The sequence below is a fragment of the Marinobacter guineae genome (genome assembly GCF_002744735.1).
Classification (GTDB): Bacteria; Pseudomonadota; Gammaproteobacteria; order Pseudomonadales; family Oleiphilaceae; genus Marinobacter; species Marinobacter guineae.
The window spans coordinates 71011-91621 of sequence record NZ_KZ319345.1 but is presented as its reverse complement, the minus strand read 5'-3'; the positions used below and the strand labels follow the sequence as shown (position 1 = coordinate 91621).

Genomic DNA, 20611 nt, shown 5'->3' with positions numbered 1-20611 from the left:
TTTTGTTGAAAGTTTGACAAAAAAACCGGTAGGATGAGCCATTACTCACGTTCGCCGGTACTCGTGGCGACCTAACAGAAGGACCTACCCAATGGCGAAGCCCTTTGCCCCTAAGCTCAAACGCCCCATCAAAATTGCAGTAATCAACCGAAAAGGTGGCGTCGGCAAGACCAACACCACTATTAACCTGGCCTGTGAATTCGTGAATCGCGGGTACTCAACGGTGATCGCTGACACCGAGAAGGAAGGTGGTTGTGTCCACTGGCAAAGTTTGGCGGGTGATAACGCCAAAGTACCGGTGGTTGGAATGTATGACCCGATGATCAAGGTCAACATCAAAGCCTATGAAGGTTCCAACGACATCATCTTGATTGACACCGCAGGCATCATTGTCGATATGGACGATGAAGAAGACGGAAAAGCCAGCAAGATCAATAGCGCTGTCATGGCTATGGCAGACTACGTCATTGTTCCTCTGCAGCCCGCACCCGCAGACTTCCGCGCAACAGAGATCTGCGTGGAATCACTCAGCAAGATTCAAGAGTTTCGCGATGGAGCTCCGTTTTTCCGGGTTTTGTTGACCAGTACCCGCGCCAATGAAGATTTAACCAGGATGGCCTTGGAATTATTCGGGGAGGACTACCCCTACCCAGTTTTCAAGACAACCATTCGTCGCTCTGAAGAGTTCAAGAAAGCCCACGCCTACGGCCAGGGCATCGTTGACTATGCCAAGCGATCGGAGTCTGCAAACGACATCCGAGACTTGGCCGACGAAATTCTGAAGGACCTGGATGAGGGCAAGGCATGAGCAAAAAGGCAGGCCTCAAAGCCGCTTTGGGTGGCGGCAGAAAAGAATCCACTGAGACCAGGGAAACTAGCAAACCCGTCGTTATTGCCGCGACTGGGGAACTTTGCCGTTTATTGATCTCATCGATCACCCCGGATCCTAACCAACCGCGCGAAACGTTCGATCCTAATTTCATTGATTCTCTGGCGCGCAAGCTCCAAAAGGACGGTCAGCATCAACCCATTACCGTAGTGATGACTGGACCTAATCAATACAAGATCCGCAATGGCGAAAACCGCTGGAAAGCTGCCCAAAAAGCCGGTTGGGAATATATCGACGCCATTGTTTATGAGTATGAGCCGGCGGAACTTACCGCCCCAGAGCAGGCAGAAATTCTTCGGAAGCAGAAGTCTGACAACGATGATCGACGCCCCCTGACACCCTGGGAAGACATCAAAGCCTGTGCACGGTATGTGGAACTGTCCGGGAAAAAGCAGGGCGAGGCCGCAGAAGACTTGGATCTCTCGAAAACCGATCTCAGCAAACGCCTGAAGATTTTCAACGGTCCCGAAGAGATCCAGATGCTTGTTCGCGCTGAAGCGCTGACCAACCTGAACACCCTTGGCAGCCTGGTTGAGTTATGGAAACTCGATCAGGAATACGCCGCGGCCGAAGCCCAGAAAATCCTTGAAGCTGGCCAAATTTCATCCGGGGCTGAACAGAAGTACGCCGCCAGGGTAAAAGCGCTTAAAGAGGGCAGGGAAGTACCAGGATCCAAACCTGCAAAGAAAGAGCAAGAACCCCAGACGCCGAAACCCATGACGTTCTCGGCCAAGAAAGTGAATGTGGCCGAAAAGGGCGTGTTGGAAATTGAAGATGGGAAAGGCAACGCCATGCGCTTCAAAGTCCCAAGGAGCTGGAAGAAAGACTGGGAGAAAATCGGCGAAGCGCTGTTTGGCGGTAAATTATGAGCGATGAAACCAAAAAACAGAGGGTAGGGGATGGCCGCGTGTTCTTTGCGCACGTTTTGGCGGTCTTCGGGCCACAGGAAAGCCACGATGTCACCGCTCAACGCATTCTCGATATCGGCAGAGTCCGTTACGGTGCTGAGAGGGACAGTTTGAGAGGTAAACACCTCCGATCCTGGGCTGACGGCACCCGGATCGTTCCGAAATGGGCATACGCCGCCGCACTCGATTTGGCCCTGGATAACGGATTTGAGCCAACCGATGACGACCAGGCCATCGCAACCTGGAAGACCTGGCGTTCCGAACGGCAGGAATTATCCGATGAGCAAGCCTTCACGGAGTTTCTGAGCTCTATCCCCTTATCCGACACACAACGGGCAGCTGTTCAGACATACGCGGGGTTAGGTCAATGAATATTCATCCTCAATCCTTCGCCAAGGCAGTAAGGACTGTAAAGCCTTCTCCGGAACTGAAAGATCGCGCCTACCGCGTTCTAGTTGAAGGCGTACCAACTCTGGAAGTGTTTGAGCGAGACGCTCCAAATGCAGAGAGGGATTATCAGGTCCTTGTAGATCTGTTCAAGCACGCTGTGGCACCGACCGAACAACCGATGTTCACTCAACTGCAGCTTGTGTCGATCACCACAGAGTTTCGATACATCAAGTATTGGGTTTTCATGGCGTTGTCGCTTGTCCTGGTTGACGGCTATGGCATGTCCCAAGTCGGCCGTTTGCTTGGAATGTCACGGCAACAAGTGAACATCGGGGTGACCAAAGCCAAGGAAAAGGCTTTGTTTCTTGGCCTCCTGGATGACGCGCCGGATCTGGAGACGATCACGGTGCAAATCCCGAAAACTGTCGCAAAGCAGGTGAGAGATTACGAGCACGAATTTGCAAGCGCCACCGTGAAAGAGGGGGCCCAAAAGCGTCCTGTTTTCGCGATTCTCAACAATGAGGATGCTGAAAAGGTTGAGCGATTCATCGCCGATTTAACGGGAGTAAAAGCCAGTGCCTAAGAATTCGAGATGCTGGAGTTATCTTGCCTGGATCATGCCACTGATAGCTGTTCCATCTCTAGCACCGGCCGATACCTTCGTCTGTATTCCTGAGGCCGCAGCCACCGTCTCTAATCAGGGACCAAGGGAGTTCAAAGGATCTGAAGCCCTGGTCACTGATGATAAATACGTGCATACCAATGAAAGCGGGACTTGGGTAGTCAAAATTCTGGGCGAGGATGACGTGTATCTTGAGTGTGAATCGAAAGGTCGATGCGGTAACGACCTTGCTTTCGGAATCTTTGAGCGCACTGGAGCGGGATGGTTTCAGTACGTTTTCGCGCTGTATAACCCCGATACCCTTCAGACGATTGTAATGGTTGAAAAAGGGCCCTGCTCAAAACTCTGATTATTACGCACAGGCGAAGTAGAGTGTGCAATACGCCCTCTTCAAATCGTCAACCCTTACACCTCTCAAGTATATTTTTGATCTTCTCATATTCTGCGGGATTCGGCTGCAGCTGATAATTCAATACGATCCTCGTAAATCTCGCCGTATAGCCACACCGACCCTTTGGCGGCAGCCATTGGTCAGGCCCTTTGTCAGATTTCTATTCAGACTCGACTCTACGATTAGGACATTCGAGGGGTCATTGGCGAATTTTTCTCGCTTCTGATCACTCCACTTATCAGCGCCCCTTTGCCAACTCCAGGAAAGCGGCACAATATGATCTGCGTCCAGTTGCCGGGCATCTTGGATGACTTCGTTCGTGAACGGGCTAATCCAGCGCCCGAAGACGACGATGCATTCAGATTCATCTTTGTATCGAACCGGAGTTGTGGATCGCTCTGCCAGCACCTCGTGCCGTGTATTTTGACAATCCCCATCATCATCTGCCCATCCGCTTCCATAGTGGCCACGACTGTAAACCCGAGCATTGATTTGCTCCTGACTTGCTCTGGTTCCCTTGGGCAGTCGACCTCCCGACTGCATACACGACTGGAGATCCGTAAACCCCACGTAGTTTTTCACCGCGTCGTACCATGGACTTTCCGGGCCATGACAGATGCCAGAGCCGGACCTTTTGATTACATCGGCTGCCCCGATCAAGGGCAAAGCCGATAAAACTAAGATCAGTAACCATAGCGGCCGGCGCCCAATCACGAATTTCCTCCTCTTTTCCTTGAATCTGAGCTCTTTTCTTGGGCTTGAGAGTCCTTCCTTGGTGTTTCAGGTTCCCGGATTTCGGCCTTTAATTCGTCATTCCGTCGTTGGCTCGCTTCCAACTGGGTTTCAAGTTGCGTGACTTTTGTTTCAGCACTCCTCTGGGCGGAGCGAGCCTCATCACGCTCTTTCTTTCGCTCTTCCGATTGCGCCGTGATTGACTTCTTTTCTGTCTCAAGCTCTCGCAACAATCCCTGCGCCTCTGACAACTTCTGGCTTAACGTCGAGACTTCAGCCTCCCGGGTTTCCACAAGCGTTGCCCATCCATCCCGCTGCTTCCGAAGGTCTGATTTGTCGCTCTCTAAGCTCTCATTGGATTTTTTGAGCCCTGCAACTTCGTCCTTCAGGTCGCTATTCTTTTCTTGTTCTTTGTTCAGTTTTTGTTCCGCGATGGCCAGGTCCTTCTCAAACTTTACCAGTTTGTTGCTGAGTTCCTTTCGGTCATCGTTGGTTGATTGAAGCTCTTTTCTGGTGGCTTCTAGTGATTCCTGAAGGCTCCGCAACTGCTCTTCCATCTCATCAAAGGCGGTTGTTGCATCGATCAGTTCCGCCTCTGCGCTTTGTTGTTGCTCTTTGGCCGATTTCATTACGTCAGCCACTCGCCGCTCAGCCGTCTTAACAGCACGGTTGTTCAGATTGAGCGCCAGCGTTCTGACTTGCTCCAGAAAGGTGCTGGTCATTTCGGATAAGGCTTCCTCAACCTCAACAGGCAGATCCTGCACCGGTTCGCTCTCAACAACTTCCTGACTCTGACGGTAATCCTCCCAGACCCTCACCAGCCTCGTCGGGTTGCCACCCCCAATTTCTTTTCTCAATGCAAAGCCTGTAACGCGCCGACCGGCACTCAAAAGCCGCTTGGCCGCCTCGATGATTTGTTCGTCTTCAAATTCAGCAGGGCGCATAGACACCTCGGGACAGTGGAATATAGGGGGAAGTATAGCGTCAAACTCAGAAGAAAGAAAGCAATAAACAAACAAACTAATAAACTAACTAATAAATGAAATGGGCAGATCATGATTGGTGGTTAACTCACGCTCCCCAAGGGTCCAGGCATGGGAGAGGGCGCAGAGACTGTCTTTGAAAGCCCCGTCAAGGCGATCTGGCAGGCAATGCCACGCAGATCGTTGGTAAGACAAAGATCTGGGCTTTAGCGCTCAAAAGGCGGATACAAATTCACATAAGGAGGGGGCTGAAGCGGCTGTCAAAGGAACTGATAGCTGTAGGCCGTATGTCGGTAGAGAGATTTCTTAGTTTGCAGTGTTGTGGAAGCCACACGAGGGAAGGGTAGCTGGCGATTTCATTCAGGTTGCCGATTGGGGTTAACCTCCTTTCCAGGGGCAACTGTAAAGGCCATGTTTGTATTATTTCTAATTTATGAAGTTATGTTTGTTTCATGACAAAAAAATCACCAAAAAACATGGCCCTAGAAAGAAAAAGGCAACCAGAATGAAGACTCGGCATCTTGGAGACGGTCTGAGGCAACCCAATGACGGGGAGTTTTCCGTTGCCTGACGTTTGGAGGCAACTCAATGACGGAGATCCACAACCAAATGATGTCAGGCCTGGAATCTCGCCGGCAGCGCGCTTCCGGAAGTCTCGGACTGCAAAAGGCAACTCAATGACGGCTTGGAGTGTAGGGCGCATTCAGAGGCAACTTCAAAGAGCCTCATCCGGGGTCGCCAAATGACGGCGCCGGCGACTTTCGGAGGAATATTCGGCAACCTGATGACGGTCTGGATTCATTAAAGCAACCTGATGACGGTGAAAATCCCCACCACCGGTCGTTTTAAAGGCAACCAAATGATGGTCGAACGTACTGCTCCAGTGAATAAGTGCTCTAAAGGCAACCTGATGACGGTATGTGGAAGACTTCAGCCGCGAGCGGCAACTCGATGACGGTCAAATCACGCGCTGGGGCAACCCAAAGACGGTGATTTCAGGCTTCACAATAAAAATTCCTGAGTCATTCAACGCGGATAAGCACTTTGATGTCTTAAAAGGCAACCTGATGACGGTCAAAAGTGGAAAATAGGTGCGATGGACACCTGGGCATAGCTCAGTTCGCGCAAAAATCAGCCAGCTTTTGCTTCATCGACTATTCAGAGCCTCATTTGGTTGCCTTCAAACCGTCATCAGGTTGCCTTTGACCCTCCTTTGGTTGCTTCTGGCCTTGAGCCCTTGAAGCTAAACCAGTTGGGTGATATTTGTTCAAACCATCATTTTATCTATATGGGGTTCATCGTGGGTCAAGCAGCTGAAGCCAGTCACCAGCTGGATTTAATTCCGCTGAACGAGAACACCCCAAAACTTCGGGTTGCGAAGGCTAACGCCCTCGTTGAGGCGCAATTCGAGCTGACCAGCCAAGAGCACAAACTTCTTTTGGTTGCCATGGCGCAGATCCGTAAGGATCAGACCCAGTTCCATGAACAGGTTTTTCAGGTTCAGGACCTGGTCGAGCATCTGGAGCTGAATCCGAAAAATGCTTACCGGGATCTTCGCCGGATTTCCAAAGGAATTATGAGTAAGCAAGTCACCATTCGGAACGACGATACCGGCGAGTGGCGCATGTACCAGTGGGTTTCCAAAGCCTACTGCGAGCGAGGGACATTCGGCATCAAGTTCAGCGAAGAGCTCAAACCCTTCCTTATTGGCCTGGTGGGTCGCTTCACTCTCTATGAACTTGGTCGAATTCTTAAGATGAAATCGAATTACGCGATTCGACTCTACGAGCTCTTCCAGCAATATCGCAAGTTCGGCAACCGCGTGGTTGGACTCGATCCCAAATTGGCGACACGTAACGGCTGGGACAATTTTTCCAAGCTGATGGGTTATAACCACGAGACATACGAGCGGTTCGCCAATCTCAATCAGAAAGTACTTCAACCGGCGATCGCCCAAATCGAGCAGTTCACTGAGTTCAAAAAGGTCTACGTAAAGAAAATCAAGCACGGCCGTAAAACGGTTGCCCTAGAGTTCGAGTGGAAGACCATCGACACTCTGGAAGATCTGCCTAATCACCCTCTTTATTCGGATCTGAGAGCACTCGGCGTCACCGACGCAACCTGCAGAGAAATCTTCTCTAAGTTCGATGAGGATCGCATTGTGAGAAACCTGGCCCTGGCCAAAGCTCACCATCGGTCTCAAACCTTGAGCAATCCTGCAGGGTGGTTCGTCACTGCAGTAAAAGAAAATTACGCGGATCCGGAATTGCCTCTGGACGCCATTGCTCAGGACCAGGATCCAAAGACCGAGTCTACAAAATCGAAGCCTGAGCATCCGCTGTTTCACGATTGCGCAACTCCAGCAGAATTCCGTAATTTGGTTGCCGCAGAAAAGGAGAGGGGAGAGAAGTTTTCCAGCTACTCTGAATTTTTGAACTACTCGGTCAATCAACAAGTCGAGAGATACCAAGGCTCCAGCACCGAGTGAACATCGGGAAATAAGGCCAGAGGGATGATTAGGGCTGACTTAATCAGCGCAGTTCCAGGGCCGTGCCGCGAAGACTAAGGATTGATAGAAATGACTGACGAGTTCAACTGGAAAAAATTCCAGTTCATTACCGAAGTGCAAACGGCGCTGATTAACAATGCAATTAACCTCAGTCTGGAAAGTAGTGCGAAAGAGCGCCGACACATATTCTCTGCGACGGGCACGCTCATTAATATGGATGACGCCTTTTACGCTGCCGAGCGAATCCCACATAACATGACTGCTCATGAGGCGGCGAGCGAATTCGTTGGATTCGTTTGCGAGAACTTACGCGAGCAAGGGGACACCCTACCCAGCTGGTTCGCTCGTGACTGACCGAAGTGGTTCATGACATTGGTGTGAGCCGACCCATCTTGAAATCCAACTGTTTCTCATCAATGTTCCCGATTCCAAATTAAGTTTGACACGCTGGAGAGTGGGAATGACTCTAGCGCTTCGCGTAACCCTCCCCAGAAAGGGTAATATTTTCTGAACCTGTGTCTTAAGGAGTAGTAAGCTTGGATGCGATCGCAACCTCTTCCGCTGTAAGCAGTTTTCTCGAACGCTGGAAAGGCAACTCGGGGAGTGAACGCTCAAACTTCCAATCGTTCATGCGCGATCTTTGCACGCTCCTGGATCTTCCACTGCCAGACCCGGGGGAGGGGGACACCAGTCAGAACTCCTACGTTTTTGAGCGGTTTATCGCCTCTCCGCGAGTCGATGGCAACACTGAAAGCCGATACATCGATTTATACCGTCGAGACTGCTTCGTTTTGGAAGGGAAGCAGACGGGCAAACAACTAGCCTCTCGCAGCCACCAGAATGCCATCAACGCTGCGGTAGCCCAGGCGGAACGGTACATCAGGGGGCTGCCCTTCGAGGAAGTGGAGCACGGCCGTCCTCCATTCATCGTTATTGTCGACGTCGGAAATGCCATCTACACCTATTCGGAATTCACCCGGACGGGCGGAAACTATGTGCCATTTCCAGACCCCAGACATTTTGAGATCCGTCTGGACGACCTGCACAAGCCAGAGATCCAACATCGTCTTCGCCAGCTTTGGCTCGATCCCGACAAGCTTGATCCAAGCAAACACGCAGCCAAGGTCACTCGGGAGGTCAGTACCAAACTGGCAGAGTTGGCAAGATCCCTGGAGCGCAGCGGGTATGACGTTGAAAGGGTGGCCAGCTTCCTTAAACGATGTCTGTTCACGATGTTCGCAGAGGATGTTGAGCTACTGCCGAGAGAATCGTTTCAGAACTTGCTTGTAGACATTAAAGACCGGAATCCCGAGGCATTCCCCCAGGCGGTCAAAGCCTTGTGGGATACCATGAATGCCGGCGGTTACAGCGAACGTCTAATGCAGACCGTAAAACGCTTCAACGGTGGTTTGTTCAAAAACATCGATCCCATTCCGCTGAACGCCAGCCAGATCCAGCTACTCATTGACGCATCGAGAGCGGACTGGCGCTTTGTGGAACCAGCCATTTTTGGGACGCTCCTGGAACGAGCCCTGGATCCCCGAGAACGCCACAAACTCGGCGCCCATTACACGCCCAGAGCCTATGTTGAGCGTCTGGTAATGCCGACCCTGATTGAGCCGCTTCGCGAGCAGTGGGGCGACATCCGAGGAGCTGCGGAAACACTTTTGCGTCAGGGGAAAGACGCTAAGGCGCTTCAGCAGGTCCAGGCCTTCCATTATCAACTTTGCCAAACTCATGTGCTGGATCCGGCCTGCGGCAGTGCCAACTTTCTCTACGTTGCCCTGGAACACATGAAGAGACTCGAAGGGGAGGTCCTGGGCTTTATTTCCGAGCTGACACGAGGCCAGGGTGTCTTGGAGAGCGAGGGGCTGACCGTTGATCCCCACCAATTCCTCGGATTGGAGCTAAATCCCCGGGCGGCCCAGATCGCTGAACTCGTGCTTTGGATTGGCTACCTGCAATGGCACTACCGGCTGAATGACCGCCTGGATCTGCCCGAACCAATTCTGAAGGACTTTAAAAACATTGAGTGTCGGGATGCTCTGATCGAGTACGACAGCCGGGAACCCGAGCTTGATGATAATGGACAACCAGTAACCATCTGGGATGGCATCAGTATGAAGGCCAGCCCAACTACGGGTGAGCTAATCCCCGATGAAACAGGCCGCGCCACTGTGTACCGGTATCACAATCCACGCCGAGCCGAGTGGCCAAAAGCTGACTATATCATCGGAAACCCGCCGTTCATTGGCGCTTCAACGATGCGACGCTCTTTGGGTGATGGATACGTTGACGCTGTGCGCCAGGTCTTCAAAGGCGTGGTTCCGGATTCTGCCGACTTCGTGATGTATTGGTGGCATACAGCGGCCGAAAACGTAAGAAAGGGTAACGCTCAACGATTTGGGTTCATTACCACCAACAGTTTGAAGCAGACCTTTAACCGACGCGTATTAGAGCCGCACTTAAATGATTCAAAGATGCCATTATCGCTGGCTTTTGCGGTACCGGATCATCCATGGGTAGATGGGAATGATGGTGCTGCCGTTCGGATTGCAATGACGGTTGGCGTTCAAGGAACACAACCAGGTTCCTTGAATCGAATTGTTAGTGAGATGAAATCTGAGAGTGAAACACGAAAAGTAGATATAGCGTCAGTTACCGGAAAGATCTTCTCAGATCTCACAATTGGCGCTGATGTGGCTTCAGCGCTACCACTAACTGCAAATTTAGGATTAACATTCCCCGGAATTGAGCCACACGGGAAAGCTTTTGTCGTTTCCCCCGATGAAGCTCGAGAGTTAGGCCTTGGAAAACGTTCTGGACTGGAAAGCCATATTCGCCCCTATCTGAATGGTAGAGATCTAACTGGTAAGCCTCGAAATGCTCTAGTGATCGACTTATTTGGTTTAGAAATCGATGACGTGAAGTTGCGATTTCCAGAAGTCTATCAATGGGTAAAGGAAAGAATAAAACCGGAACGCGATCACAACCCTCGGCCTAGCCGCCGTGACAAATGGTGGATATTTGGCGAACCCTGCCCAAAATTTAGGGCCGCTCTTCCGCCGCTGAGCAGATACATTGCAACGGTGAAGACTGCAAAACACCGAACTTTTCAGTATGTGAGCTCTGACACGCTACCCGACAGCAAACTAATTGCCTGCACTTTAGATCAGCCAGAAATATTGGGGGTTCTCTCCTCCCGGGTTCATACCTGCTGGGCCACTGCTGCAGGAAGTGCGCTTGGGGTCGGCAATGATCCAACGTATGTAAAAACAAAAAGCTTCGAAGCTTTTTCCTTTCCTGCTCTGGACGAAGCAGCAGTGGCTCAAATTGGCAAGCTTGCAACTCGTGTTGATGCGCACCGAAAAGAGCAACTAACTGAGCATCCTTCACTGACACTAACAGGCATGTACAACGTGCTGGAAAAACTGCGCGCGAGCGAAAAACTCACCGATAAAGAAAAAACCATTCACCAACAGGGCTTAGTTTCCGTACTCCAAGAACTGCATGACGAGTTAGACCATGCTGTTTTTCGGGCCTACGGTTGGTCGGACCTGGCCGAAAAGTTGGTAGGTCGCCCAGGCGCCACAGCGCCGCTTCCAGATAAGCCGGCTGGCCAAGCGGAAGCAGAAGAAGAACTGTTAATGCGCCTGGTCGAGCTCAACAAGCAGCGTGCCGAGGAGGAATCACGGGGCATCGTTCGTTGGCTCCGCCCAGAGTACCAGGCACCCGATGCTGTGCAGACAGAAGTAGATATCGCGCCGAAGGCGACTGTTGCGAAAGCGGAAGCTACCACCAACAAAGGCAAGGCTGCGTTCCCGAAAGCCATTCCAGATCAGCTTCGGGTCCTCCGAGAAGCTTTAACCGAGCGCTCTCATACTATCGAAAGCTTGGCGGACTTGTTCAAAAGAAAACCCGTGAAGTCTGTTGAGGAGGGCCTACAATCCCTGGTGGCTGTTGGTGTGGCAGGATTCGACGCCCATACTCATACTTGGTATTCAATGTAGAAGTTATCATCGCGCATGGAGACACAATGATAAATCGAGGATCAGAATGGAGGCGCTGGGAACCACATATTCATGCACCAGGTACGATACTGAATAACCAGTTTGGCGGGGAGGACGCTTGGGAGAATTATCTTTCGACGCTTGAGAATTTATCTCCGAAGATCGAGGCTATTGCCGTTACCGATTACTACACTACTGAGACTTACGAAGCCGTATTGAAGTTTAAGGAATCGGGTCGACTGCCAGACGTTAAGTTGATTTTCCCTAATGTTGAGCTTCGACTAGGAGTTGCTGCAAAGTCAGGGTTCGTCAACATACATTTGTTAGTCAGCCCTGAAGACCCTGATCACTTGAATCAATTGCGCCGAATCCTGGCTCGGCTGCACTTCAAGGCTTATGAAGACCGGTTCGGCTGTACCCGAGAAGACCTCATCGCCCTTGGTAAACGGGCGGATCCAAGCATCTCAGACGATTTCTCCGCACTTAAGCTTGGCGCAACTCAATACAAGGTTGATTTCTCTGACCTGCGTGATGTTTTTAATGAGAGTTCTTGGGCCAAAGAAAACATCCTCATAGCAGTTGCTGGGGCTTCAGGCGATGGAACTTCAGGTGTCCGTGAAGCTGCCGACAGAACAGTCCGCCAAGAAATCGAAAAATTCGCTCACATAATATTTTCGAGCAATCCAGCCCAAAGAGAGTTTTGGCTTGGGCGAAAAGCTGTCTCGGTAGAGCAGTTGCAAGAACGGTACAACGGTTGTAAGCCTTGTCTTCATGGCAGTGATTCACACGATCAAAATTCTGTTGGTCAGCCCGTTGACGATCGGTTTACCTGGGTAAAAGGAAGCCTGGAGTTCGATTCTCTCCGTCAAGCCTGTATCGATCCAGAGGGGAGAGCCTTTGTTGGCTCTGAACCCCCCAAAACGGCGATGCCTTCACAGGTTATTTCTGATATTTCGATAAAAGATGCGAGCTGGATAGATACTCCAGATTTGCCTCTCAATCCTGGGTTGGTGGCCGTAATTGGTGCTCGCGGGTCAGGTAAAACGGCACTTGTCGATATGATAGCCGCAGGCTGTGAAGCGATTTCATCTAGCGCGTGGAATAGCAATGAACATATCAGTCCATCATTCCTCTCCCGGGCCAGGCCACATCTCAACGATTCTAAGATTGAAGTCAAGTGGGCCGGAGGAAGCAGCGGCACCAAATTTCTTGATGGTAGTGACGCCAATGGCCATTTCTCTTTTCCCAGGGCGAGGTACTTGTCCCAGCAATTTGTCGAAGAACTGTGTTCCTCTACCGGAATCTCGGATGGCCTTATTGACGAAATAGAGCGAGTTATCTTTGAGTCTTTTCCCGTTGATGACCGGGAAGGGGCAATCGATTTTTCTGAACTCCGCGAACAGAAAACTAATCGTTATAAGCTGTCTCAATCTCGAGATTCCGGATCAATTGCCGATTTATCTGAGCGAATTGCCGGAGAGTTAGAGAAGGAAAGTTGGGTGGAGACGCTCACCCACCAAGTTTCTCAAAAACAACAATTAATAGGCGGGTACCGGAAAGACCTTTCTAAATTGACTATCAAAGGATCAGAAGATCAGGCCCGCAGGCATTCGGAGCTTAGCGCGGCCGCACAAAATATTCGGGAAAAGATCCAGTCTTTCACGAGCCAAAAGCGCTCCTTTATCGAATTGCAAGACGAGGTTCGAAGTACCCGCTCTGCGAAAGCACCTGAAATGCTACGCCAAGTTCGTGAGCGCCATCGCCAAAGTGGGCTGACTGACGAACAATGGGATAATTTCCTTCTTATTTACAAAGGCAACGTTGACGAAAATCTCACGGCCTACCAGCAATGGGCCGACCAGCAGATCGCTAAGCTAACTGGCTCACCTATTCCAACACCAGAAGCCAAAACACCTCTGATTCCACAGGGTGTGGATTTGGAAAGCCTCAGCCTATCGTTAATAAATGCTGAAATGAAAAGACTTGAGGATTTATTGAGTGCCGATAAAGTAATTCGAGATCAATATGCTGCCTTAAGTAAAAGGATTGAAAAAGAGAATGCTGCGTTAAAAGTATTAGAGACTAAGCTTGCAGATGCAAAAGGAGCATTCCACCGAAGAAAGAAGCTGCAGTCTGAACGGGACGAGGAGTATAAGAATTTATTTGAGGCAGTCATAAATCAGCAAGAGGCTTTAGCGGAACTTTATTCTCCACTTATGGAGCGTCTTTCCGCTTCGTCTGGAACACTAAAAAAGCTTGGATTCCGCGTTAGAAGGATTGCAGACGTTGAGAATTGGGGAGCTTACGCGGAAGAAAAACTGCTTGATCGCCGCAAAGCAGGGCCATTTAACGGCCGAGGCTCTTTAATCGCACTGGCTGAACAGCTGCTGAAACCCGCTTGGGAGACAGGAAGCGCATCTGATATTCAGGCTGCAATGAAGGGTTTTATTTCTTCTTATTTGAGTGATCTATTAAGGCATGCTCCTTATGCGCCGGCGCAGCAAGCCGAATTTCGATCATGGTCGAAGCAATTTGCGCACTGGCTTTATGGTAGTGAGCACATCTCTGTAAAATATGAAATCATATATGATGGTGTCGATATCCGAAGGCTTTCACCTGGAACCAGGGGAATAGTTCTTTTACTACTTTATCTTGCGCTTGATGATTTCGATGATAGACCCTTAATTATTGATCAGCCGGAAGAAAACTTGGACCCTAAGTCTGTTTTCGAAGAGCTAGTCCAACTTTTTATTGCAGCAAAAGAAAAGCGTCAAGTAATAATGGTGACCCACAACGCCAACTTAGTTATCAATACAGACGCAGATCAAATCATCCTTGCCGAAGCCGGCCCTCAAAATGGCAGCGGGCTCCCACAAATTACGTATAAAGCAGGCGGATTGGAAAACAAAGAAATCAGGAAAGCTGTTTGTGATATTTTGGAGGGCGGCGAAGAAGCTTTTAGAGAGCGTGCTCGGCGCCTAAGGGTGAAAATCAATAGATAAATCCTTATAAATCAAATACTTATGCGTATAATAAACATTATGTTAAACGTCACGCACTGTATCTTTTAGTTCATGAGTTTTTGCTGGATTGGCCTGTAGCCCAGTGGCTGTGAAGTTTCCTGTAAATATCACCGAGACACGTCTACTGCTCTTACGCGCAGTCCATAAATTAATTCAGGGCACTTCGAACAACGCGCAAACTTGATCTTTAGAGTGCAGTCTGGTCGCGACTCTCGCATCCCCAAAGTGGGTTGCCTGGCAATTGGAGATGCTTTGGTGACTGAAGAGCGAAGTTGGGTTTGGTCGCAAAGCGAACATTCGGATTTTGGGATAACGCCCGGCTTACGCGCCAGTTTGGGGCTACGAAGCTGCGGGGAAATCGGGGCGCTGTGTTGCCGATTGTTAGGCATGTCTGTATCCAGTTCTTCCTTCTTCCTCCACCATTTCCTGCAAGGAATGATATGCTTTCCATACCGGTTTCTTCCATTCGGAGTCACCATCACATATCAGGCAACTTTAAGTCTTCGCGTTTAGCATTCTCATTTCAACCTCATATCAATAGCAAGCGGCCCGCTCAGCAACTTACCATCTTCGTAGAGCGTATCGAATACTTGAGAAAGCGAACTATGAAGCGCTCGTGACTCCATACTAGTCTTCTCATCGCAAGGTTTTACTATCGCAAGATCACCTTCTCTCTTGTCCAGCCAGAAACACCCGTGAGGTGCAGATGTGTGCCTCCTGTCAAACCAGAATATAAACGGAGATAAACAGAGAGCTTCACCGCGAGCTATATCGTAAAGCAGCGCAAAGGAATCGCTAATATTCTGTTCTGAAGTGTAGGTATATGAGTTAATGAAGGGCGCGTTATCATTGGCAACCTTAAATAATCCTTCATAGCTATCGGGACTAAATGGCGCGGCGCAACATTCAGCACTATAGCCGAATAATTTATTTTCTATAGATTTTGAAAGAACTTTGACCACAAGTTCCACATGCCCTTGCCAATCAGCACATTGCTCTCCGAGTTTTTCATGCTTATGGTCAGTAAAATCCTCAATAGCTCTGTTCAACTTGATCTTATTTTCAGAATTAAATAAATCACTAAAACCGCTTGAAAAATTTGCATTATTACCAATTATTTTTAAGGAAGATTCTAGCAATGCTTTCAACGGGCCCATAGATCTGTGTTGAAATCCACGCATCAATTTATCAATCGGACTGTTCAGGGAAGCCTCCGAAGCAGCCGTATAAGCCATGAATGCCAAGCAGCTTTCAAAAGCCTCTCGCGCTGTGCTAGGAATATCACGTTCGTGTGTTGTACCAAGAAACTTTCTAATAGAGAAAGCAACAGGAAAAGGTAATTTAGATATACACGCGGAAAGGCCCGACCATGAAGGTGATTGTTGGCGACGGGTCGTGACCTTGATTTTATTACTATCAAGCACGCACAAAGAGGAATTACTCGTGCCGAAATCGAAACCTATAAAGTGATCACCTGCTGTAATCTCATGTGCATCCGCAGTCATATCAATATGAAAAGCGCGACCTGTAACTGAGTTTTCTTCCGTATCAAACTCTGGATTACCAACTTTATAAATAAACTTAGGTGTTACCGTACCATCTTCCCTGATAACAATTTGAACCGTCACAGCACTGTCGAAATGCTTACTATCCCTTGTAATTACTCTCGTTTCTTCCACATTATATGAATCAAATTCGTCATCAGAATCTGGACGACTGAAATAATAGTCCAAATGGTTTTTGGGGGGCTTATTTAGTTTAATCTTCCATTGAAGCTCTGAGTCGAAAAAGTGTTTTAGAGACTGCGCAGAGGGCACGAGGTCAGCTGGCTTAGCTTGCGCCATATCTATCTTCTCTCCAATAGACTTGAACCTCTTGTCTTTAACAAGACCGCTATTATCTGGGTTTAAAAATAACTTAATTGGATTGTAAGTGACGGCAACAAATTCACTATCCGTATCATAATATCGTCGTGCACATTCAATGGCCAACCCGTTAGCTACTACCTCCTGAAAAGAATGACTTATAGGGACTGGCTCTGCACTCTCTAATTGGTCCGCGAAATCTCTAACAAGCAACTCTTGCAACCACTTCAGATTAGAGGAACCGCCAGAAATGAGCGTAACGGAAATTATTCGGTCGTTTAAAGCCTCGTGTGAGCGATCCAGGACATTAGAAACCGTCTTCTTTAACTTCTTGTTCCATACCTCATGGACAAAAACAGTTCTCAGCTGATGTGCATAGAATTCATCTTTCACAAACTCAGCGTTAGAAAAAGGGTCAGAAGGTACGTCAACAATTACTTTTTCATAGGCATCAGAATCTAATCTCCAATTACCGACTTTTGAAGATAGATCGATTTTAAAGTCCTCAGCCGCCGCTTCTAGTTTTTTATAATTTTCAATGAAGCATTGATTTCTTTTTCCTAGGTCTTCAAGCTTTAGCTCACCGTTTAAAACCCGTTTGTATTGTGAAATATATCGATCGGCCTCCTTTTTCTTTCCATCTTCTAGGTTTAGCTTAATGAGGAAGCTTGCTATTTCTCGGTTAATAAAGAAGCCACCTATGGGTACTGAGTCAGCGGCCAGTGGCCTTGAGCTCTTTCCAGATAGGCTTATATCACCTTTATTTGTCGATTCGATAACACAGGCATCAAAAGTTCCACCACCAAAATCAACGATAAATGCTACGTGCTTTGTTGCATCTTGTAGGATTGGAATGCGGCAACCGTAACGATAATATTGGAATACTGCAAAAGGTTCTGGTAAGAACTCCACCTCTTCATACCGGTCCAGTATACGCCGGATATTATCTCTATAATTTAAAATCCACTTTGAACTATAACCCTCTATCTGAAAGCTTAAAGGTTCAGCAACAATAACCTTGGCAGGATGTTTAAAATTGGTGCTCTCAGATCTAGGAAATCTATCCTCTACATTTTTTAGCACATTATCAAAATAGTCCTTCGTGAGGTTATAAGCATTCTTCGGTTCACCCACATCAACCTCAAACTCTCGGCGGTTTGCTCTTGATCCACCAGAAACAACCTCTCCCAATGCGACCTTGAATTCAGAATTTACGACATGGCCACCGTCACGCCTAGCTATCGCTTTGGAACCGAATACTAGCCCGCTGTTTTCTGTATAACACAGAGCAGTAGGAATGTATTTTTGGCCATCTATTGTTTCAGGTTGAACCGCTTCAACCCAGAGAGTTTTTTCTATTGTTTTTGCCATTATTTATTCCTTCGGTAATCCCCCATTTTTAGCCCCTCATGAGAAATCCGGGCTAAGATGTCTGACATGTTCACGGTTGGTTTTGAGGCCTCTCTCCAATCTGCCTGATCGAATTCTGGCCGCCACATCTTCGACCTGATCCTGTTGCAATACAGGCTCTGAGAAAGATTCGATATACCTGATGAAGCCACCAGATATTCATTACTTGGCCGATCAGCGAACTGCGACCATTTGAAGCGTTTTCCAGAGCATCAGAGCTGAAACTACAGGCCAGCTTCTTAAATTGCTAGTTACGCTCTTTGACTGATCAAAGCGGTCCAGCGTGGCAAGGTCGCAAAGCGAAAATTCAGACTTGGGGGTAACGCGCTTGTTTATCGGCGCCCATGCGAGCAGCGAAATGGGCGTCCGTTGGAAGGCCGGAGGCCTGGAACGTATTACAACTATTTGTTAAGTGCTTTACTCCAAGTCCTTGACTTGGTGACCTCCCACTCTGTTTTCAGAATTTTCTGCAGCTCCTCGACAATGACCTCAATTTTTTCATCTTTAAGGGTCATCGTATTGAAGTCGTATACGTCCTTTTTCACGCCATCAAGGACTTCAAAGAGTCGCTTCGTTTCAGGCTCATTCTGCTTGAAGAGCATTTTCAGCTTTGATGCCAACCGATAATACTGAGAGCGCTTCTCGGTCAGAGGCCCGAAGACATTTTCAATTTCCTGCTCAAACCTTTCAAAGGCCGGATCATCACCGTGATTGGCTGCGTCACTCTTGTTCTCAACAGCTATGTTGCGCCTTACCGATAGGAAATGGAGCTCATGTACCACTTGGCAAAGTTGAGAACCGGTTTCTCGAACCTCTTGAAGCCATTGATGCCGAAATTCAGAAACTTTGTTCTCGTGTTCATCCTTCCTTGATTTTTCAGCTAACGAATTCTGAGACGCCACGGCCGATCTATTCGAAAAATACGTTACAGTCGCTGCAGCAACGACTATGAGAATAGTTATTAAAAATGGCAGGTTTTGAAGCAGGATATCCCACCAAGAACTTGGAGATTCGGCTAGCTCCAGCGGAATCTTGCCATCAAAGGCTATTACATAGCTTGTCTGCGTCTGACTCATAAACGCCCTGTACAATTAACGGCGCGCTCTGCGGAAAATTTTTTCGACAGCAGCGCTTGTTAAGTGATTTCACTCCAATGCTATCCATTTAGTGACGCCAATTAAGACACCAAGAGAAATGTAAAACCCCCAAACTGAAAAGGATTTGGCGGCTTCAAACTGTAGTTTCGACATATTACCAACGGGCATGACGGAATAAAGGTCTTGCTCGGTAAGGCTTCCAGCTCGTAGCTTGGAAACAAACTGGTTATACGAATTGCGAAAGCCCTTTTCTAGGGCTAAGTAATAGGCGTCAAGAGCCAAAAATACCACTGTTGGTAAAAGTGCAATCCAAGCATAATCTGGTTTACCTTTATCAGCTATTATCACAAGGACAGCAGCTACTAAGGTCACGCACCATGCTTTGCAATTGGTGCTATTTGCTGACATTCGCTGAATGACATTTTGGATTATTCCAAGGTGCGTCTGAATCGAGGCTGCTTCGGGGTCGATTTGGAGCGGATCTTCACTCATATTTAGTTCCGTTTGTTCTTGATAGCGTGGTCAATCCAGCCAGAAATATTTGCAGCGATATCCCGATAGGCTTGTGATGGATCAGGATCGTAACACGGCACCACAGATGACAGCTTTCGGCCGTCATTAAAAGTGAATTCATCAAAGGGGTTGGCGCCCTTTCGGCACGTGCCATTTCTTGCGCATCTAATATTATGTATGTGGATTCCGATAATGGCTTTACCTTGGTTCCAAGCCCTCTCTATCTCGTATCTCACCCAAGGACGTGAGGCAGTCTCTGAACCAATAAGAACAATCACACACCTTTTATACTTCATATTTTGATCGATCCAGTTTTGTACAGCTGCCTTACCACTCCTTTTGAGCCGCTCCCACTCATTTGCATTTACTGCAGAGTTCCCTTCAATTGCTCCAATGTTTCGTATTTGCTGAACACGCATAACATCATTAGCGAAATGAAAGCTGTAGAAAACGGGAATTTTCGCCACTTTTTTCTCCTTACTATTCAGCGTCAATGCACCGCCAATTACACCACCGGCCAGTAAACCACCTATGCCGGGCACCAACACATTGCCCAGAAGTGCGCCGGCTGCCGGCCAGAAAACTTGCTCCACTCTGAATTGGCTAACTCGTTTTTTTGGCGCCTTCAATGTTATTGGGCGTGGGCTCCTGCTATGTGCCATCAAAAACCTATTGGAAATCCAGATATTGCCACTAGAGATTGCTAATCCAAGCTCCTGAGTTTGATCCAGCATCAAAAGCTGCGTAGCCAGACCTTCCGGTTTGTCTATCAGTTCCTTCATCAATCTTCTTGTACAACTGAAGATATTCGTTCCCGTACCAATTCCCAGAGTCATCTTCGGTAGGAATAATTAGCATTTTTCCATACCCCTTTTGGGAATCGGCATACCCAATCTCCCACGGACACCAACGTGATTGAGTGGAGTTGCTCGTGGCCAAAAACAGAAACCAATCTGTTGTCGTTATTTTTGACTTAATCTTACTTGCGGTCTCCTTGTTGGGCGAACTCGGCATTTCATTGTCTTCCCAGTCTATGTATACATCCCACCCGTTCTCTTTCAGCAGGACTTGAAGCCCTTTCGCCAGCTCTTGATCCTTATGGCTATGACAAAGAAATGCTGTTTGTTTATTCTTAGACAGTGCTTCATTCAAAGACTTAGCAACGACAACACTTCCTGATCTTCCCGCTGCGGACCTTAGATGTTTTGTTTTAATCGCCAATTTTTACTCCAGTTCCAATTTTCAAGCCAAGCACTGAACGCCAGCCAG

General features: G+C 48.4%; 17 protein-coding genes. 10 read left to right on the top strand and 7 right to left on the bottom strand.

Features of this window, described 5'->3' with window-relative positions; translation table 11 throughout:
* Positions 1–91: 91 nt before the first annotated feature.
* The 5 genes from CLH62_RS20540 to CLH62_RS20520 are packed head-to-tail and all read left to right on the top strand — an operon-like array spanning position 92 to position 3158.
* Complete coding sequence (locus CLH62_RS20540) at positions 92–808, top strand: nucleotide-binding protein (RefSeq protein WP_099620033.1); 717 nt, start codon at positions 92–94, stop codon at positions 806–808.
* Complete coding sequence (locus CLH62_RS20535) at positions 805–1758, top strand: ParB/RepB/Spo0J family partition protein (protein ID WP_099620032.1); 954 nt, start codon at positions 805–807, stop codon at positions 1756–1758. Before CLH62_RS20540 ends, CLH62_RS20535 begins: the two co-directional genes overlap by 4 nt.
* Positions 1755–2168: a hypothetical protein gene (locus CLH62_RS20530; RefSeq protein WP_091643549.1), complete on the top strand. Its 414-nt coding sequence runs from the start codon at positions 1755–1757 to the stop codon at positions 2166–2168. The genes CLH62_RS20535 and CLH62_RS20530 overlap by 4 nt, the downstream gene beginning before the upstream one ends.
* On the top strand, positions 2165–2770 hold the full coding sequence (locus tag CLH62_RS20525; protein ID WP_099620031.1) for a hypothetical protein: 606 nt from the start codon (positions 2165–2167) through the stop codon (positions 2768–2770). The genes CLH62_RS20530 and CLH62_RS20525 overlap by 4 nt, the downstream gene beginning before the upstream one ends.
* A complete protein-coding gene (locus CLH62_RS20520; RefSeq protein ID WP_143752397.1) occupies positions 2763–3158 on the top strand; it encodes a hypothetical protein in 396 nt (131 codons plus the stop codon). Before CLH62_RS20525 ends, CLH62_RS20520 begins: the two co-directional genes overlap by 8 nt.
* A 120-nt stretch (positions 3159–3278) precedes the next feature.
* On the opposite strand, the gene CLH62_RS20515 is transcribed toward CLH62_RS20520, so the two are convergent.
* Entirely contained in the window at positions 3279–3743 is a 465-nt protein-coding gene (locus CLH62_RS20515) for an HNH endonuclease family protein (protein ID WP_228152916.1), read from the bottom strand.
* 167 nt (positions 3744–3910) lie between these two features.
* Positions 3911–4876, bottom strand: a complete 966-nt coding sequence (locus tag CLH62_RS20510) for a DNA-binding protein (protein ID WP_099620029.1) — start codon at positions 4874–4876, stop codon at positions 3911–3913.
* Between the two features lie 959 nt (positions 4877–5835).
* Between CLH62_RS20510 and CLH62_RS21180 the strand changes: the two genes are divergently transcribed.
* The 5 genes from CLH62_RS21180 (at position 5836) to CLH62_RS20490 (ending at position 14436) form a co-directional block, all read left to right on the top strand.
* Positions 5836–6006: a hypothetical protein gene (locus CLH62_RS21180; protein ID WP_170005841.1), complete on the top strand. Its 171-nt coding sequence runs from the start codon at positions 5836–5838 to the stop codon at positions 6004–6006.
* Positions 6007–6089: 83 nt separating this feature from the next.
* Complete coding sequence (locus tag CLH62_RS20505) at positions 6090–7403, top strand: replication initiation protein (protein ID WP_228152915.1); 1314 nt, start codon at positions 6090–6092, stop codon at positions 7401–7403.
* 90 nt (positions 7404–7493) lie between these two features.
* Positions 7494–7778, top strand: coding sequence for a hypothetical protein (locus CLH62_RS20500; protein ID WP_099620028.1), 285 nt, complete (start codon positions 7494–7496; stop codon positions 7776–7778).
* Between the two features lie 182 nt (positions 7779–7960).
* Entirely contained in the window at positions 7961–11434 is a 3474-nt protein-coding gene (locus CLH62_RS20495; RefSeq protein WP_099620027.1) for a class I SAM-dependent DNA methyltransferase, read from the top strand.
* 26 nt (positions 11435–11460) lie between these two features.
* Positions 11461–14436, top strand: coding sequence for a TrlF family AAA-like ATPase (locus CLH62_RS20490; RefSeq protein WP_099620026.1), 2976 nt, complete (start codon positions 11461–11463; stop codon positions 14434–14436).
* 539 nt (positions 14437–14975) lie between these two features.
* Here the strand turns inward: CLH62_RS20490 and CLH62_RS20485 are convergent.
* The 5 genes from CLH62_RS20485 to CLH62_RS20465 all read right to left on the bottom strand — a co-directional run bounded on the left by CLH62_RS20485 (position 14976) and on the right by CLH62_RS20465 (position 20563).
* Positions 14976–17693, bottom strand: a complete 2718-nt coding sequence (locus CLH62_RS20485) for an Hsp70 family protein (RefSeq protein WP_099620025.1) — start codon at positions 17691–17693, stop codon at positions 14976–14978.
* Between the two features lie 440 nt (positions 17694–18133).
* Entirely contained in the window at positions 18134–18808 is a 675-nt protein-coding gene (locus CLH62_RS20480; RefSeq protein ID WP_099620024.1) for a hypothetical protein, read from the bottom strand.
* 69 nt (positions 18809–18877) lie between these two features.
* Positions 18878–19321, bottom strand: coding sequence for a hypothetical protein (locus tag CLH62_RS20475; protein ID WP_099620023.1), 444 nt, complete (start codon positions 19319–19321; stop codon positions 18878–18880).
* A 2-nt stretch (positions 19322–19323) separates the two neighbouring features.
* Positions 19324–20124: a TIR domain-containing protein gene (locus CLH62_RS20470; RefSeq protein WP_228152914.1), complete on the bottom strand. Its 801-nt coding sequence runs from the start codon at positions 20122–20124 to the stop codon at positions 19324–19326.
* Complete coding sequence (locus CLH62_RS20465) at positions 20036–20563, bottom strand: toll/interleukin-1 receptor domain-containing protein (RefSeq protein WP_099620022.1); 528 nt, start codon at positions 20561–20563, stop codon at positions 20036–20038. The genes CLH62_RS20470 and CLH62_RS20465 overlap by 89 nt, the downstream gene beginning before the upstream one ends.
* Positions 20564–20611 lie beyond the last annotated feature (48 nt).

Coding starts and splice junctions, on each gene's coding strand:
- CLH62_RS20540 (WP_099620033.1), top strand. CDS start 92: ATGGCGAAGCCCTTTGCCCCTAAGCTCAAACGCCCCATCAAAATTGCA.
- CLH62_RS20535 (WP_099620032.1), top strand. CDS start 805: ATGAGCAAAAAGGCAGGCCTCAAAGCCGCTTTGGGTGGCGGCAGAAAA.
- CLH62_RS20530 (WP_091643549.1), top strand. CDS start 1,755: ATGAGCGATGAAACCAAAAAACAGAGGGTAGGGGATGGCCGCGTGTTC.
- CLH62_RS20525 (WP_099620031.1), top strand. CDS start 2,165: ATGAATATTCATCCTCAATCCTTCGCCAAGGCAGTAAGGACTGTAAAG.
- CLH62_RS20515 (WP_228152916.1), bottom strand. CDS start 3,743: ATGCAGTCGGGAGGTCGACTGCCCAAGGGAACCAGAGCAAGTCAGGAG.
- CLH62_RS20510 (WP_099620029.1), bottom strand. CDS start 4,876: ATGCGCCCTGCTGAATTTGAAGACGAACAAATCATCGAGGCGGCCAAG.
- CLH62_RS20500 (WP_099620028.1), top strand. CDS start 7,494: ATGACTGACGAGTTCAACTGGAAAAAATTCCAGTTCATTACCGAAGTG.
- CLH62_RS20490 (WP_099620026.1), top strand. CDS start 11,461: ATGATAAATCGAGGATCAGAATGGAGGCGCTGGGAACCACATATTCAT.
- CLH62_RS20485 (WP_099620025.1), bottom strand. CDS start 17,693: ATGGCAAAAACAATAGAAAAAACTCTCTGGGTTGAAGCGGTTCAACCT.
- CLH62_RS20480 (WP_099620024.1), bottom strand. CDS start 18,808: ATGAGTCAGACGCAGACAAGCTATGTAATAGCCTTTGATGGCAAGATT.
- CLH62_RS20475 (WP_099620023.1), bottom strand. CDS start 19,321: ATGAGTGAAGATCCGCTCCAAATCGACCCCGAAGCAGCCTCGATTCAG.
- CLH62_RS20470 (WP_228152914.1), bottom strand. CDS start 20,124: ATGAAGGAACTGATAGACAAACCGGAAGGTCTGGCTACGCAGCTTTTG.